Origin of the sequence: Candidatus Tisiphia endosymbiont of Ptychoptera albimana, from assembly GCF_964026605.1 — a bacterium.
GTDB lineage: Bacteria > Pseudomonadota > Alphaproteobacteria > Rickettsiales > Rickettsiaceae > Tisiphia.
Map to the genome: position 1 here is coordinate 1252901 of NZ_OZ032164.1, position 13582 is coordinate 1266482.

Sequence of the window (13582 nt, forward strand, 5' to 3'; positions counted from 1 at the left end):
TTAGTCTTGCCTATTCTTACTATAGTATATTTCTGAGACATATCTCTTCCCACCACTACCACGTTTTAATTGTATCACAATATCGACGACCGCTAATATATATTTTTTCACTTCCTCTGGTGGCATGCCTAAACTAGCTTGCATAACCATTAGCTTAAGTTGTTCTATGGCCATTGCTGGTGCATCAGCATGTAAAGTAGATATAGAGCCAGGATGACCTGTATTAATTGCTCGTAAGAAACTAAATGCTTCAGCTCCTCTAAGTTCACCTACAATAATTCTATCAGGTCTTAGACGTAAACACGCTTCAATCAAATCCTGAGTAGTAACTTTTGCACGACCTTGCCCCCCTTTTGAAGCGAGGAGATGTAATTTATTAGGGTGATTTGCTAAGATTACCTCCCTAGCATCTTCAACAGTAATTAATCGCTCGATATTTGGAATTTCTGCTAAAGCAGCGTTAGTAAAGGTTGTTTTACCAGTTGATGTACCACCACTAATAATAATATTTTTTTTAGAAATTACAGCATGTCGAATAAATTCTTTTATTTTATTTTCTTTTAAATAATTATTTAAGATTTTTGCATTCTCGTCAATTAATTCTCCAGTAGATGTTGAATCAAAAGCTCCCAGCTTGGCATATTGATCTAGTGTAAGGTTCATTGTACTACCTTTCCTGATAGCATATCCGACATGGCCTGGTTCACAAGCAGGAGGAAATACTATTTGGATACGATAGCCATTTGGTAGGGACGCAGAGAGTAAAGGTTTTTCCTCAGAAATTGTCTGATCAGTTGACTGAGCTACAAGCCTACCAAGAGATATAAGATGTTCAAAATCAAGTTCAGGTACTGATTTACAAAACAAATCTCCTTTCTTCTCAACCCATACTTCTCCTGGTTTATTTACCATGATCTCATTAACACCATCTTCTGCGAACAGTTCTTTAAATGGTAATAGAAAAGTCTCTAATGCAGCAAAATTATCACTCATTTTATCAATCTTGATTTTCTTAGTACAGATTGAGGAAATTTATAATCTTTATTGACATAAATTTTAATTACCGTACCTTGATCTATAGTAATAGTTGGTTTAAATTCATGTTGCTGAATCATACCTTTCATAGTATCACTGATATCAGTAAAAGCTTTTTTTGAAGCTGCTTGTGCTTGGGTTGGAGTGCTAGCAGTTGCAGTGCTAGTTAACAAACTAGCTGCTGCATTAGTTACTGCAGTCATTAATGCAACAAGCCTTTGACCAGGCTGTGATCCAGTTGGATTTTGTGCAGTATTACAAGCCTGCATCATGGAAATATAGGCTGCTGAGGTCTTATCGGGAATGGCGTTCATGACACTAGAACATATCTGTGAAATTTTAACATCCTCAGTACCAGGACCATTATTAATACTTTGTGCTAAACTTTGTATATTAGCAGCAACAGCAGCATTAGCAGCAGCAGCTTGTGAATTAACTGGGGGAGCTACCACTTTGTCAAGGGCATTGGCAAGTCCAATATTAAATGCCGATAATAATACAGCATTGGTTAATCGTTCTTTATATTTATTATCTACTCTTCCTTGCTCACCTTTCCTTCCAAGATTATCAACAGCTATAGCATCTAAGGTAATGGTATAACCGTTTGACAGATCAATACGATTCCATATTATTGCAATTCGACCATACGCTCCATCAATACCAGTTGTATAAGCACCAAAAATCTTTGATCCTTTAGGAATTAAAATAATCTTTTCCCTTTCAGAAAACACATCTCTGCTAATTATTGCCCTTACTTCCCCACCTAAATCACTATTAATAGCAGTCTCTAGTACCGCTTCAATTATCTTACCACGACCAAGAACAAATGCCATATCTCCACGATCTTGAAAATTTGCTTCTTCGGCAATTTGACTTGGTGTTTTTTTCTCTGGAACTCCTGCAATTAATACTATAGAAGATTTTCTCTTTGCTTCACGGCGTTTCTTTTCCTCGTCACTTTCAGCTATTCCTCCAGGAAGGGGTGATGATACAACGGAAGGAAGAGAAACTTTGTCAGCACTATTATTATCTACTGAAGTAGTAGGTAAAGGAAGCTTTGGCACATCAGCAACTTTAGGGGGAGGAGGGGGTGGAAGCTCCACAGGTGTTTCGAGTTTAGGTGCTTCTGGTAATTTTGGAATCTCTGGTAGATTTTTAGAATTATCTTGTGTCGGTTTAGTAATATCAGTAGGTGCTGATGGAGCTACCACCTCAGGTGGTTTATTATCAGCAATAAAAAGTTTAAAAAAAATAAATATAAAGACAGCAGAAATGACAAGTAGAATCAGAATGCTTTGCTTAGGATTAGTGGCAACTTTTGATAGCTCATTTTGAACTTCTGGTATGTCTTGTTCCTCTACACTCTGTGTACTGATTTGAGAAGAGGTGTTATTTTGCTTTGCCATAGTAAATTAATATCATTATTACACGAATTTGGGATAAGAATTAATTAATTCTTATCCCGAATTGAGGTATTATTGTGAAGTACTAAACCTTTTTTTAGGATAATAAAACCTAACTACATATACCAAGTCTTTTTCACGACCTTCTTCCAATTCTTTGGATACAACATCGAATTGGTAAGTCCTTTTATTAGTTATGATAGTCATATTTGTTCTAATGTTTTTTTCCAATGGCTTAATGAATAATCTATTTGCCAACGGAGTCATTTTCCAAGCATAGGATTCCCCTAGAACAATATTTTGGATCTCCTCATTTTTGGCAAATTCTATACTTGACTGAAAACCAAAATGCAGAACTAATAAATAAACTTCATTAGGATTATGTATATAAGTTTTAATTCTGTTATCAGTAGTTATGGCTAGATCATCTACATCATTATCTATATGCATATTACCTGCACAAGCGTTGGCAATAACCGAATGTAATAATATTGCCGCTACGAAAAGAAGTCTAGCTATTATCATCATCTACCCTATAATCATTAACTTGAAAACCTACTGGATTAATATCTCGATCTGCATCTGTTAATTCCATTGGAATATATGCGTAACTTACCACAGCTATTTTATTGAAAACCGTTTTATTGCCTGTTGTTTCATTAATAGAGAACCTAACCATATATTTATTTTTTTCTACTCCTGACCAAGATTTAATTACTAAAAAAGTTGTGTTGTTTTGACCATATATTAAAACTGGATTTATATCTTTATTTTGTATATATCCTAGATAGTTATAATATACTGGACTTGAAGATAATAATCTAACGCTTTTCCTTGCTTCAGTATCAAAATCAACAGGATTATATGTTTCTCTAGCTATGAGGTATTTTTTAATAAAATACCTTGAAAGTGCCTCGTCACCGTTTAGTATCTCCGAAGATATTGGATTTACAATCGTTGCCATTCCCGTACTATCATCAATTTGGATAACAAAAGGACTAAACTCTCTTGAATTTACCACTATAGTTACCGCTGCTATGGATACCATTATAACTATTATTAGTAATATAGATAATACCAACAAGATATTACGTTGTACAATTAGCCTATCAGCTCTTTCTTCGTACCAATTCCTAGTAGCTTTAACAAAGTTATTAGACTGAACGCTTTGGTTCTCTACCGTACCAAAAGGTGATTTTAGTATATTTAATATATTAGCTAACTTAAACATTGTACATCCCCACTACTTGTAAAACCTAAGACAAGTTAGTGAATAAATTAATTCAAACAATATAATCATAAATTCTCAATATTTTTGCAGTATACACTAATTTCGAGCTACACTAATAGGTTATTTGTCATAATTCAAAAATATTATTTAACCTCAATTCGATATAAGAATTACTAATTCTTATATCGAATTGGCTTCTTATAATGAAGAATGCATTCTTGAAGCGGCTGGCACGAATGCATTTTAATCTATTACCGCTAATAATTTTATTTTTATACTTATAAAAATAAAATTATTAGCAAATTAATATTTAACAATCAGGTGGGCAGCCGCTTCAAACCTGATTGTTTCTATATATATCAATATATCCCGAAAGTTCGATGTAACTTGTTACATCGAACTTTCGGTTACTTACGACCACTACCAAAGGAATAGATTAATTTACCTATTAAGGATTCAATATTAACTGCTGACTGGGTGTATTTTATCTGATCACCTCCAGCCAAATTTTCTTCAGATGAACCGGGAGTTACGGATATATATCTACTACCAAGTATTCCACTTGTGACTATTGCTATACTAGTGTCTTTAGGTAACTTTATATCATTATTGATGTTAATGGTTAATAAGGCAAAAAAGCTAGTTTTATCTAGAGTTATGTTAGTTACTGCTCCGATTTTTATACCCGCTAACATCACGCTACTGCCTTGAACTATCCCTTCCGCATTCTGAAAATTTGCCTTAACTATATACCCAGATGCAACTTTTGATGAGTTACCAATTTTATAAGCAAAAACAAAAAAGGCTAAAGCAACTAGTATTACTATAAAGCCAACTAAAGTTTCTATAACATTATGTTTCATTATTTTGATTTATCTAAAGGTTTCCAGCTACTATATTTAGCTTCAGTTGTACTATTTTTTATTAGGTTATGAGATAAGCTAGTGCCAGTAATATTAGGGAGATAATTTTGTTGCCAGTCAAATTTATTATTGTTAGTTGGTACTTCATTAGTCATATAATGCAACCAAGCATGCCACATGGGAGGAACTTTCGATGCTTCCACTTTACCTTTATAAACCACCTGTCTTCTAGCTTGACCTAAATAATTCTGTTTTTTACTTTGATAATATTTGTTACCAAATTGATCTTTTCCAATCTCCTTAGAGAAAATAGGTATAAAAAAATTATCTATGAATGACATTTAAGTATTTTTATAGCAGTTTCTTTTCCTTGCACAGCTAGCCTATCAGCCACTTCATTACCTTCATTATTATTGTGACCTTTAACCCAATTCCAAATAATATAGTGTTTACTTAACTCTTCGTACAATTTTTTCCATAAGTCAACATTCTTGACGGGATCATTGTTGTTTTTATGCCAGTTATTTTTTATCCATGTGTTAATCCACTGTGTTATTCCAAGCTGTAAATACTTACTATCTGTGTAAACTTCTACATAGCATGATTTTTTAAGAACTTTTAATGCTTCAATTACTGCTGTCATTTCCATTTGATTATTAGTGGTATATAGTTCATGACCGAATATACTCTTCTGCTTTAAAGGCAAGCTATCACGAAACTTCGTAGAGTTCTCACATATATCTAACATGTTTAACTTTTTTTTGTTATACCAATTTTTCAAAGCATTTGTATCTAGCTCTACACTAGCTCCATGAAACTGTAATAACGCTCCCCAGCCACCTGGTCCAGGATTACCTGAGCAAGCTCCATCAGTGTATATGGTAACCTTAGGCAAAGTAGCTTGACTCTTTGAAATACTTGGGTCTTGTATATTCATTATAATTTAACCTGAGTTATGCGAATTCGCGTAAATTATATAGTCAATTCAGGAGGATTTGGTGCTAGGAGCGATGGAGCGACGCCTATATGTAATAGGCGAGCGACGAGTGACGACGTCACCAACTTCTCATCAATTGACTATACCTCTAAATAACGCCAAAGTCTGTCTGTACCTTTGCTAATACCAATCCTAGGAGTATTAATAAATTTAGGGGTATTACCTACATCAATAATACAAAAAGACTTATTACTAGTTACATCTTGACCATTTTGGGTTTTATTAATTCCAAGAGTACGACATAATTTACCAGGTCCATCAAGTAAAACTTGTAAAGGGCTATATTGATACACTCCCCTAATTAATACAGCAGCTGGAAATCCCTGTTTTTCTGTTACTATATTTAAGCAATAATACATACCATAAATCAAATATACATATGCATGACCTGCAGAACCATACATAATCTTTGTACGGGGCGTTATACCTTTTGCTGCATGACAAGCAGGATCATCTTCTCCAACATAAGCCTCTGTTTCAATAATTCGTGCTTCTATATTACCAAAGCACAAAACCTTTCCAAGTAACTCTTGTGAGACAATAAGCGTATTTCTTTCATAAAATGTTTTTGGAAGTATTTTAAACATCTTAGTGGTTTAATAAAATATGATATAATTGTATTGATGCACTATAATTCACTATTACATCATTTCACAGCTTTTTCTTGACAAATATTAAAGGTAAGATATTTTGTACTTAGGTTTGTATATTATAGAAAAATATTTGAGATTATTACATATATGTCAAAAGCTAAAACAGCGTCTAAAAATAACCCAACCTCTAGAGAACAGGCAAAGGAGTATTTTCATAATGGACAAAAAATTAGGCCTGTAAAACTTATATCCGGTAAATCTTCTTTTTTGGCAGCAGAATATGATGTATCAGGAGATTTGGTACTTGGTTCTGATGGCAAGGCATTACCTTGGGACAGAACAAAAATTTAGCCTAAATATTAAGTTTTCAAACAAGTTTGTTGACCTTACATGTAAAAAGGTATATAAGCTACCTATCATTAATATGGTTTGGGGATGTAGCTCAGGGGTAGAGCATCTGCTTTGCACGCAGAGGGTCGGGGGTTCGATTCCCTTCGTCTCCACCACTCTCCTATTTTAATTAATAAGTTTATTCATCTATATTTAAATTTGGTTTTTTACTACCAAATGTATGGTATCTCTTACAATAAGTAGCAGCCACATATAAAAAATAATCATCCTCTATATTCACTTTTTTCAAGAGTACTTTTTTATAGAATCTTTCGTAAGTAGTAACGGTAATTAAGCCGGCAGATGACAAAGTACCAAGCACAGCCCAAAGTAACGTATTAATTGGTGTATATAGCAAGTCCTCGTCAATTAGAATGATGACAGATTTATCACTACAAGTCATTACTCGGCGAATTAATTTGCCAAGAGTACAATAATCATAAGGTCCTTTAGATTCAATAATTTCTACTACTGTTAATCCTTCTTGTTGGCTAGTAGTAATGACATCATCTCTAAGTTTCATATCCTTAGGATGGTCATAAGCCGGATCAAAAAAGATGATTGCTTCAGAAGCTAAAGTTGTTGTGTATGTCATAGCAGTATCCCCTTTATGATTAAACTTAAAGTTATTAAGTTTTAACCACCAAAGAACCTTGAGAGATTACTTTGGCGATCGGGGAGTTAGTAAAACTGCCGCTAGACAGCTACGTTAGCCTTTAGGCCTAAGGTTTACACCTTAAGCCTTGAACATAGCTAACATCTCCCCGACCATTACAGTCGAGGATACATCATTTAATGGTTGATGCTTACCACTAACGGACTACAGGTTACTACACCCCAAAGTAACTTTGCAGTTACTTCACTTTTAATTTTAAACTATACTCCCCTAAAGTCAATAACAGTTTTTTTACTGTGAATTGTTATTTTCATTGTCTTCCTTGGTACGTTCATTACATTTTTTTATAGGTATAATATTTTAGCTCTTTTTATTTTTATAATTTTATCTTAGCATCCAACATAATTTTATATTACACAACTGTGAATTCATGGCATGTAAAAAAATAATTTGTTTTTTAAGATTTTGTTGCATTTAACTTTAATTTTAGCTTTGTAAGTGATATACTCATGTATGGAACTACCCAAAAATGCAAATTCATATATTTGCTAAGAAAATAGGTAAGAATAGCAGTCAAGTACATAAATATATCCATGCAAATGTTATGCCAAAGCATGATGTCATTGTTAAAATTTATATTGCAACTTTGGGGGCAGTTTCAGCTAATGATTTCCATAGGCTTTCTGATAAATTATTTGAGAAAGAAAAATTACATGCTAATTCTTTTCATGATGATTAGTAGATCAATCGTAATTAACATATCAAAATCCAATCTATAATTTCTTTTAAATCTTGACTATATGGGCTTGTTGACATTTTCTCTCTTCTTTATATTATATTCTGTCACCTAATTCAATCTGATTTACTATATAATTATTTAGTTAGCAATTAAAACTATAGGTTATTATTTCTATTGTATTTGTAATCTAAGTATGTATAATGCAATAATTTACGATTGAATTATGCTATTTCATATGTTGCTATATAGACATGAGTTTATAATTCATTTACTAGAATGGCAAGAAAAAATCACTACATGAAAGCAAGTTGATCAATTTATTGGAAAAATTTTCTTCTCTGAGATTGGCAAAAGGTTACACATGGCAACAACTTATTGATTTAATTGAGGTAACCCATCAACAATTAGTGAGATAAGGTTTCCTTTATGCTATTGTCTGAAGTAGCTACATTAATAGCACATCAGCCAGTAAAGCCATAATGTGGATGGTCGCACAGATGTGGAAAGAGTTTGTGGCGCACCCGAGAGGAGTCGAACCCCTAACCTTATGATCCGTAGTCATATACTCTATCCAATTGAGCTACGGGTGCTATATATACTCTTCTGTTTTAAAGAATTGCTTTTTGAGATATTATTGGATTCACGTACCAAAGTACGCTGAGTGCGCTGAGTGCGTTCCTAATTCATTTTCAATTCGTAAGACCATTCGAGTATACTTGAATCCTAGATAGCATAGTGTGTTCATTTTTATAAAACATCTTAAAATTGAAAATTTTTAGAAAGAGTATACTATATCCCTAAACTCCTATTATGTCAAGATCATAAGTTTCCAAACCTAGAACAGAGCAGTTTAAAAATCACAACTGTGAGTAGAAAGAAGGTGCAAATGTTTAGAACAGGAATAAAAGAACTAAAAGATACTGCAAGCTAGGAGATAAGGTATCTAGAAAGGGATAAAGATAGTAAGAAAGAGTTGTAATGAATAGTTGTAAAATGTAAAAGTTTGTATAAAATACTCCGTTAATAGATTTACAACTTAAAATAACGGAGCTATTTATAAGCATAATTATTTAGAAAAAGTCAAAGATTTTAGAAAAGTGCGGGGACGAAGGTACGATACTGCAAGTGTAGTTAAACTAATAGTAGCAGGGTTGTTAAGCAATAAGAATAACTTAGAATAGATATCGAGGTTTGTAAAAAGTTTTAGCAAAGAAGAATTGTTAAAATTTAACAGAAGTCATTGGTCATGCGAAAATAATTTAAACTGGATAAAAGATAAGGTTTTTGAAGAAGATAAGTCAACTATTAGTACTGGAGAAGCTCCGTTAATAATGTCATTATTGAGGACAACAACTCTTTCTGTAATAACTTTATTTTCAAATAAAATTACTGAAACTAGAGAAAATTTTAACAATTATAGACATAGGTTATTTAAATTAATTCCAACTTAAAGTTGGAATTTTTAAACTGCCCTGAACCTAGAACAGCCTAATTAAAATATTATTTAGCCAAACCAATTTATTAAAGTAAAAGTGATAGCATAATGCATAACTGAAGCAAAGATTGCTGCTGCAATGTCATCTACCATAATACCAACACCCCCTTTGATATTAGCATCGAGCCAATTTATTGGCCATGGTTTTATTATATCAAAAAATCTAAATAACACTAAGGGCAAAGCAAATAAAAAGATAAAATTTATTAGTTGTGAACTTAAATATTTTGTAAGTCCTGAGTAGTTTACGAAAACCACAGAAAAACAACTTAGTATTATTGTTAGCATTTGACCAACTACCTCATCAATCACCACTTCTTTTGGATCGTCCTGTGTATCATACTGTATGTATATTGAAGAGAAGTACGTGCCTAATATAAATAACAATAGGCAAATCAAAAGAGTAATAAGTTGTGCTTGTAAAGTTGTGAAATTAGTAAATGAAAAAATTAGTTGATTAGTTATAGAAAGATATAAGATCAAGTAGCACAAAGGGAAAGCAGCTAAAGACCCAAATGTACCAGGACAATATTTTATTCTACCTATATAGAAAAAAGTTACAAAAAGTTCTACAAATTTTTTTCTTTTAGACATAATTCTGCTTAATTTTCTGATAATTCAAATAATTGATGCAAACAACGTATTGTTTTCTCGGTATCTAGGTCTTTTATTAGGATAGAAATTTTAATTTCTGAGATTTGTATCTTTTTCACTGATATATTTTCTTTTTCTAGTTCATTTAATACCATACCAAGTAGGGTCTGATCATTTTTAATACCATAACCAATAATTGATACTATAGAAATTTGACTATCAATGATAAAATTATTTATTTGATTAGTATTTTTTAGATCATCTAGTAAATGTTGTAATTTATTTTTATCGGATAGTTGGATAATGAAACTATATTGTATATTTGTCTTAATATTTTCCATTAATTCTAGGTGAATATTATGGTCAGCGATGAGTTTGCATATCTTAGAAAAACTCAATTGGGAGGATACCAGTAATTGTAATAAATTTTTGTTGGAAGTAATACCAGTAATTTGCCTATTTTCCATAATTTTATCTCTAGATGTTATTAGTGTACCATTTTTTTCGTGGTATAATGGGAATAAAAACGACGATAAAACGCGTATGGGTACATTATATCTAATAGCAACCTCTAAGGAACGTGGATGCAGCACTTTAGCTCCACAAGATGTAAATTCTAGCATTTCTTCAAAACTAATCTGTGATAATTTTGTTGCTCCCGGGACAATGCGAGGATCGGCAGTAAACACTCCTTCCACATCAGTGTATATATCACATCTATCAGCTTTCATAGCAGCTGCAATTAAAGAGGCGGTAGTATCTGATCCTCCTCGACCAAGCGTTGTCAACCTATTATTATTGGTAACACCTTGGAATCCAGCAACTATTGGAATGATGTTTTGCTTAATACATTCTATTAACAAACTAGTAGAGAGTTGTTCAACCAAAGCTTTGCTATAATTATCATTGGTTAGAATCGGTAATTGCCATGCCAGCACAGATCTTGCACTCATGCCTTGTTCTTGTAGTTTAAGGGCTAGTAAAGATGCTGTTACCATCTCCCCGCTACAAAGAGCGGCATCATATTCTGCGAGTTCTGAATTGGTCTTAAGACTAGAGACTTCATTACATAGAGTAACTAGTTGGTTGGTAACCCCGGTCATAGCTGAAACGACAATTATTAGTTGATTGCCATGCTGCTTTTCAAGCTTAATTATTGGAATAATTTCTTTTATTCTTGCAATGTTAGCAATGGAAGTTCCACCAAATTTTTGAACTATTATTGACATAAATCTGCAAGCGTAATTTTCGATGTCATTCCTACGTAGGTAGCAGAACCTAAAAAAAATAGACCAAGAGGGTTTGTTAAACTTTTTTAGACCTCTGTCTACGCAGGGGTAACATTGTGTGGTGAATAGGGATGACATCTGCAGGCAGAAATAGCATCATCACTGCACAATATTGACTATTTTATAGTCTCTCTTACTAGAAAATTCTACTTTGCCTGCAATCAATGCAAATAACGTATGATCTCTACCAAGTCCAACATTTTTACCTGGGTAAAATTTAGTACCACGTTGTCTAACAATAATGTTACCTGGTATCACATATTGTCCATCATATTTTTTAACACCCAACCTACGACCGATCGAGTCTCTGCCGTTTCTAGAACTACCACCAGCTTTTTTAGTTGCCATTTATATATCCTTAAATAAATCCTATTATAGTTTAGTAATGTCTAATATTTTCAGTTCGGTCAATTCCTGCCTATGACCAGTCTTGCGACGATAATTCTGACGACGTTTTTTCTTAAAGACAATAACCTTACTATCTTTAAACTGGTTAGTAATTTCGGCAGTAACAAGAGCTCCTTTAACCATTGGCGTACCTATAAAAGATGGCTTTGAATCTTCACCAATCATCAATATTTGGTCAAATTGGATTTTTGCACCTCTTTCACCGTCAATTTTTTCTACTTTGATGACACTGTTTTTGCCGACTTTATACTGTTTCCCGCCTGATTTGACGATTGCGAACATGAAAAATATCCTAACTAAAATTTAAACAAATTAAGTCGACATTATATTACCAGCAACTATTTTAGTCAATAGCAATTCGTAATTAAATAGATAATGCTATAAATAAAAGATAGCCCGTATTATTTATAATAATACAGTTTCTAATCATTATTATTGACCTTGTATTGTTGACATGATTAGTATACTCTTCTGCTCCTACGAATTGTTTTTTGAAAATACCATGGATTCGCATGCTCACCATTCATTTTCAAATCCAATTCTTCAAATCATTTGAGTATAACAACGATAGTTGCTTGCCTTATCACAACCACACATTCTGTCTTCTATGCTATAATTTTATTTTGGTTTTACTATTACTTATTTTGGATTTATTTGTTGACTCTTCAGTTGTCTTACACTTTTCTTGTTGTTCAAGTATGCTCAAAATACTTTTGATATACAGTTCGATATCCTCTAAGTGATACACTACGCTTAAAATGTTATCATCTCTTTTACTGGTTACAGCACTTAACTGTTGTAGTTCTTTAAATAAACGAGATGTATCTGCCTTAGCTTTGCCAAATATATTTGAGAAATCTTTACTAGTTATATTTATCTGATGCAAATATTTCAAAGATATTAAGATTAATAAACCTTCAATAATAATTAATATTATTGCTAAGTATTGCTGCCACATTCTAATTTCTTATTGTTTTGTTATGATATCGCTTCAACATGTTTTTTTGTGAACTATCTTATTCTTTTAATATTGGGATTAAAATATCTTGAGTTGCATCTTGCTGTTCCATACATACTACCCCCATTCGTAATAAGAATTAGTTAATTCTTATTACGAATTGGCTTTAATATAAGGAAAAATGCATTCTTGAAGCAATTCTGCAAGTGCATTTTAACTTTTTTCACCATTCAATATGTGATTTTAATTATTAAAATCACATATTGAATGGAGTGTTATATTTTAACAATCAGGTGGGCAGCCGCTTCAAACCTGACTGTTTCTATATATAACACTGAATTCGATGTAACAAGTTACATCGAATTCAGGTCATTTAAATAAATACTTTGATAAACTACTTTACCTTGTACAAACTTTAGTATATCAATACAGTTAATACTTATAATATTATGCATAATAATATACATTTATTTTTAGTGTATATAAATACATAATATTGTCAACTGAAATGTCTAACTAAATTCATTTATTTATAAGAATGTCACACTTAATTATTAAGAAAAATATTGAAAGGCTATTAAAAGAAAAAAATTGGCGTGTTGCTGATCTTGAAAATAAGATTGGACAAGGTAGAAGCGTTACAAATATATTCAGGGGTACTTCCAAAAATCCTACTATAGAAGTATTGCAATCTATAGCAGGTGCTTTTAATATTGAAATTCAAGAATTATTATTAGATCACGATAACCAAGATTCTATACTTAATATTTCTTTGCTTCGTGATACTTGTGATAAAATCATTAATGAACTTGAGCTAATTCACTATCCTATTGCTGTAAGGTATAGTAACGTATTTGCTCTTATTAAAGAAGTATACGAATACTCTTCACAGTTGAGTTTAAATAAAGCTGATGAAAATTTTACTAAATGGCTTATTCAAAAACATTATAAAAAATAACTCTAATATTTAG

General features: G+C 32.3%; 18 protein-coding genes and 2 tRNA genes. 5 read left to right on the forward strand and 15 right to left on the reverse strand.

All coding sequences use genetic code 11. The features are described 5' to 3' along the window. The 8 genes from virB11 to AAGD36_RS06035 all read right to left on the reverse strand — a co-directional run bounded on the left by virB11 (position 1) and on the right by AAGD36_RS06035 (position 6116). On the reverse strand, positions 1–993 hold the full coding sequence (gene virB11 / locus AAGD36_RS05995; RefSeq protein ID WP_341755307.1) for a P-type DNA transfer ATPase VirB11: 993 nt from the start codon (positions 991–993) through the stop codon (positions 1–3). After that, on the reverse strand, positions 990–2441 hold the full coding sequence (locus AAGD36_RS06000) for a TrbI/VirB10 family protein (RefSeq protein ID WP_341755308.1): 1452 nt from the start codon (positions 2439–2441) through the stop codon (positions 990–992). Before AAGD36_RS06000 ends, virB11 begins: the two co-directional genes overlap by 4 nt. Before the next feature lie 69 nt (positions 2442–2510). Continuing rightward, a complete protein-coding gene (locus AAGD36_RS06005; RefSeq protein WP_341751373.1) occupies positions 2511–2963 on the reverse strand; it encodes a TrbG/VirB9 family P-type conjugative transfer protein in 453 nt (150 codons plus the stop codon). Continuing rightward, on the reverse strand, positions 2950–3669 hold the full coding sequence (locus tag AAGD36_RS06010; protein ID WP_341755309.1) for a virB8 family protein: 720 nt from the start codon (positions 3667–3669) through the stop codon (positions 2950–2952). Before AAGD36_RS06010 ends, AAGD36_RS06005 begins: the two co-directional genes overlap by 14 nt. A 407-nt stretch (positions 3670–4076) precedes the next feature. Beyond that, positions 4077–4532, reverse strand: coding sequence for an outer membrane lipid asymmetry maintenance protein MlaD (gene mlaD, locus AAGD36_RS06015; RefSeq protein WP_341755310.1), 456 nt, complete (start codon positions 4530–4532; stop codon positions 4077–4079). Beyond that, positions 4532–4873, reverse strand: a complete 342-nt coding sequence (locus AAGD36_RS06020; protein WP_341748339.1) for a complex I NDUFA12 subunit family protein — start codon at positions 4871–4873, stop codon at positions 4532–4534. Before AAGD36_RS06020 ends, mlaD begins: the two co-directional genes overlap by 1 nt. Then, positions 4861–5469 (reverse strand): ribonuclease HI, encoded by a 609-nt coding sequence (locus tag AAGD36_RS06025; RefSeq protein WP_341751376.1) that lies wholly within the window; start codon positions 5467–5469, stop codon positions 4861–4863. The genes AAGD36_RS06020 and AAGD36_RS06025 overlap by 13 nt, the downstream gene beginning before the upstream one ends. A gap of 140 nt (positions 5470–5609) precedes the next feature. Continuing rightward, the gene (locus tag AAGD36_RS06035) at positions 5610–6116 is read right to left on the reverse strand and encodes a DNA-3-methyladenine glycosylase (protein WP_341755311.1); all 507 of its coding nucleotides are present in this window, start codon (positions 6114–6116) and stop codon (positions 5610–5612) included. A 153-nt stretch (positions 6117–6269) separates the two neighbouring features. Here AAGD36_RS06035 and AAGD36_RS06040 point away from each other — a divergent pair, with 153 nt between their 5' ends. Continuing rightward, on the forward strand, positions 6270–6473 hold the full coding sequence (locus AAGD36_RS06040) for a hypothetical protein (protein ID WP_341748342.1): 204 nt from the start codon (positions 6270–6272) through the stop codon (positions 6471–6473). An 80-nt stretch (positions 6474–6553) separates the two neighbouring features. Next, positions 6554–6628 (forward strand) — tRNA-Ala (locus AAGD36_RS06045). A gap of 23 nt (positions 6629–6651) precedes the next feature. Here AAGD36_RS06045 and AAGD36_RS06050 read toward each other — a convergent pair. Then, on the reverse strand, positions 6652–7107 hold the full coding sequence (locus AAGD36_RS06050) for a hypothetical protein (protein ID WP_341755312.1): 456 nt from the start codon (positions 7105–7107) through the stop codon (positions 6652–6654). A gap of 550 nt (positions 7108–7657) precedes the next feature. On the opposite strand from AAGD36_RS06050, the gene AAGD36_RS06055 reads away from it, so the two are divergent. Next, positions 7658–7867 carry a hypothetical protein gene (locus AAGD36_RS06055; RefSeq protein ID WP_341755313.1) on the forward strand — a complete coding sequence of 70 codons (210 nt, stop codon included), beginning with the start codon at positions 7658–7660 and terminating at the stop codon, positions 7865–7867. Positions 7868–8380: 513 nt separating this feature from the next. Here AAGD36_RS06055 and AAGD36_RS06060 read toward each other — a convergent pair. After that, a tRNA-Arg gene (locus AAGD36_RS06060) sits at positions 8381–8457 on the reverse strand. Between the two features lie 627 nt (positions 8458–9084). Here AAGD36_RS06060 and AAGD36_RS06065 point away from each other — a divergent pair. After that, positions 9085–9318, forward strand: a complete 234-nt coding sequence (locus AAGD36_RS06065; protein ID WP_341755314.1) for a hypothetical protein — start codon at positions 9085–9087, stop codon at positions 9316–9318. A 53-nt stretch (positions 9319–9371) separates the two neighbouring features. Here AAGD36_RS06065 and AAGD36_RS06070 read toward each other — a convergent pair whose 3' ends face one another. From AAGD36_RS06070 to AAGD36_RS06090, 5 genes are all read right to left on the reverse strand, one after another. Next, positions 9372–9956, reverse strand: a complete 585-nt coding sequence (locus tag AAGD36_RS06070; protein ID WP_341755315.1) for a phosphatidylglycerophosphatase A — start codon at positions 9954–9956, stop codon at positions 9372–9374. Between the two features lie 8 nt (positions 9957–9964). Further along, positions 9965–11185, reverse strand: coding sequence for an aspartate kinase (locus AAGD36_RS06075; protein ID WP_341755316.1), 1221 nt, complete (start codon positions 11183–11185; stop codon positions 9965–9967). A gap of 159 nt (positions 11186–11344) precedes the next feature. Beyond that, entirely contained in the window at positions 11345–11593 is a 249-nt protein-coding gene (gene rpmA / locus AAGD36_RS06080; protein WP_341755317.1) for a 50S ribosomal protein L27, read from the reverse strand. 24 nt (positions 11594–11617) lie between these two features. After that, the gene (gene rplU, locus AAGD36_RS06085; RefSeq protein ID WP_341751386.1) at positions 11618–11935 is read right to left on the reverse strand and encodes a 50S ribosomal protein L21; all 318 of its coding nucleotides are present in this window, start codon (positions 11933–11935) and stop codon (positions 11618–11620) included. Between the two features lie 328 nt (positions 11936–12263). Beyond that, a complete protein-coding gene (locus tag AAGD36_RS06090; RefSeq protein WP_341748348.1) occupies positions 12264–12611 on the reverse strand; it encodes a hypothetical protein in 348 nt (115 codons plus the stop codon). Positions 12612–13149: 538 nt separating this feature from the next. On the opposite strand from AAGD36_RS06090, the gene AAGD36_RS06095 reads away from it, so the two are divergent. Then, positions 13150–13569, forward strand: coding sequence for a helix-turn-helix transcriptional regulator (locus tag AAGD36_RS06095; RefSeq protein WP_341755318.1), 420 nt, complete (start codon positions 13150–13152; stop codon positions 13567–13569). Positions 13570–13582: the final 13 nt, after the last annotated feature.

Coding starts and splice junctions, on each gene's coding strand:
- AAGD36_RS06070 (WP_341755315.1), bottom strand. CDS start 9,956: ATGTCTAAAAGAAAAAAATTTGTAGAACTTTTTGTAACTTTTTTCTAT.
- virB11 (WP_341755307.1), bottom strand. CDS start 993: ATGAGTGATAATTTTGCTGCATTAGAGACTTTTCTATTACCATTTAAA.
- AAGD36_RS06005 (WP_341751373.1), bottom strand. CDS start 2,963: ATGATAATAGCTAGACTTCTTTTCGTAGCGGCAATATTATTACATTCG.
- AAGD36_RS06090 (WP_341748348.1), bottom strand. CDS start 12,611: ATGTGGCAGCAATACTTAGCAATAATATTAATTATTATTGAAGGTTTA.
- AAGD36_RS06075 (WP_341755316.1), bottom strand. CDS start 11,185: ATGTCAATAATAGTTCAAAAATTTGGTGGAACTTCCATTGCTAACATT.
- AAGD36_RS06040 (WP_341748342.1), top strand. CDS start 6,270: ATGTCAAAAGCTAAAACAGCGTCTAAAAATAACCCAACCTCTAGAGAA.
- AAGD36_RS06055 (WP_341755313.1), top strand. CDS start 7,658: ATGCAAATTCATATATTTGCTAAGAAAATAGGTAAGAATAGCAGTCAA.
- AAGD36_RS06020 (WP_341748339.1), bottom strand. CDS start 4,873: ATGTCATTCATAGATAATTTTTTTATACCTATTTTCTCTAAGGAGATT.
- AAGD36_RS06035 (WP_341755311.1), bottom strand. CDS start 6,116: ATGTTTAAAATACTTCCAAAAACATTTTATGAAAGAAATACGCTTATT.
- rpmA (WP_341755317.1), bottom strand. CDS start 11,593: ATGGCAACTAAAAAAGCTGGTGGTAGTTCTAGAAACGGCAGAGACTCG.
- AAGD36_RS06025 (WP_341751376.1), bottom strand. CDS start 5,469: ATGAATATACAAGACCCAAGTATTTCAAAGAGTCAAGCTACTTTGCCT.
- AAGD36_RS06095 (WP_341755318.1), top strand. CDS start 13,150: ATGTCACACTTAATTATTAAGAAAAATATTGAAAGGCTATTAAAAGAA.
- AAGD36_RS06000 (WP_341755308.1), bottom strand. CDS start 2,441: ATGGCAAAGCAAAATAACACCTCTTCTCAAATCAGTACACAGAGTGTA.
- AAGD36_RS06050 (WP_341755312.1), bottom strand. CDS start 7,107: ATGACATACACAACAACTTTAGCTTCTGAAGCAATCATCTTTTTTGAT.
- rplU (WP_341751386.1), bottom strand. CDS start 11,935: ATGTTCGCAATCGTCAAATCAGGCGGGAAACAGTATAAAGTCGGCAAA.
- AAGD36_RS06010 (WP_341755309.1), bottom strand. CDS start 3,669: ATGTTTAAGTTAGCTAATATATTAAATATACTAAAATCACCTTTTGGT.
- mlaD (WP_341755310.1), bottom strand. CDS start 4,532: ATGAAACATAATGTTATAGAAACTTTAGTTGGCTTTATAGTAATACTA.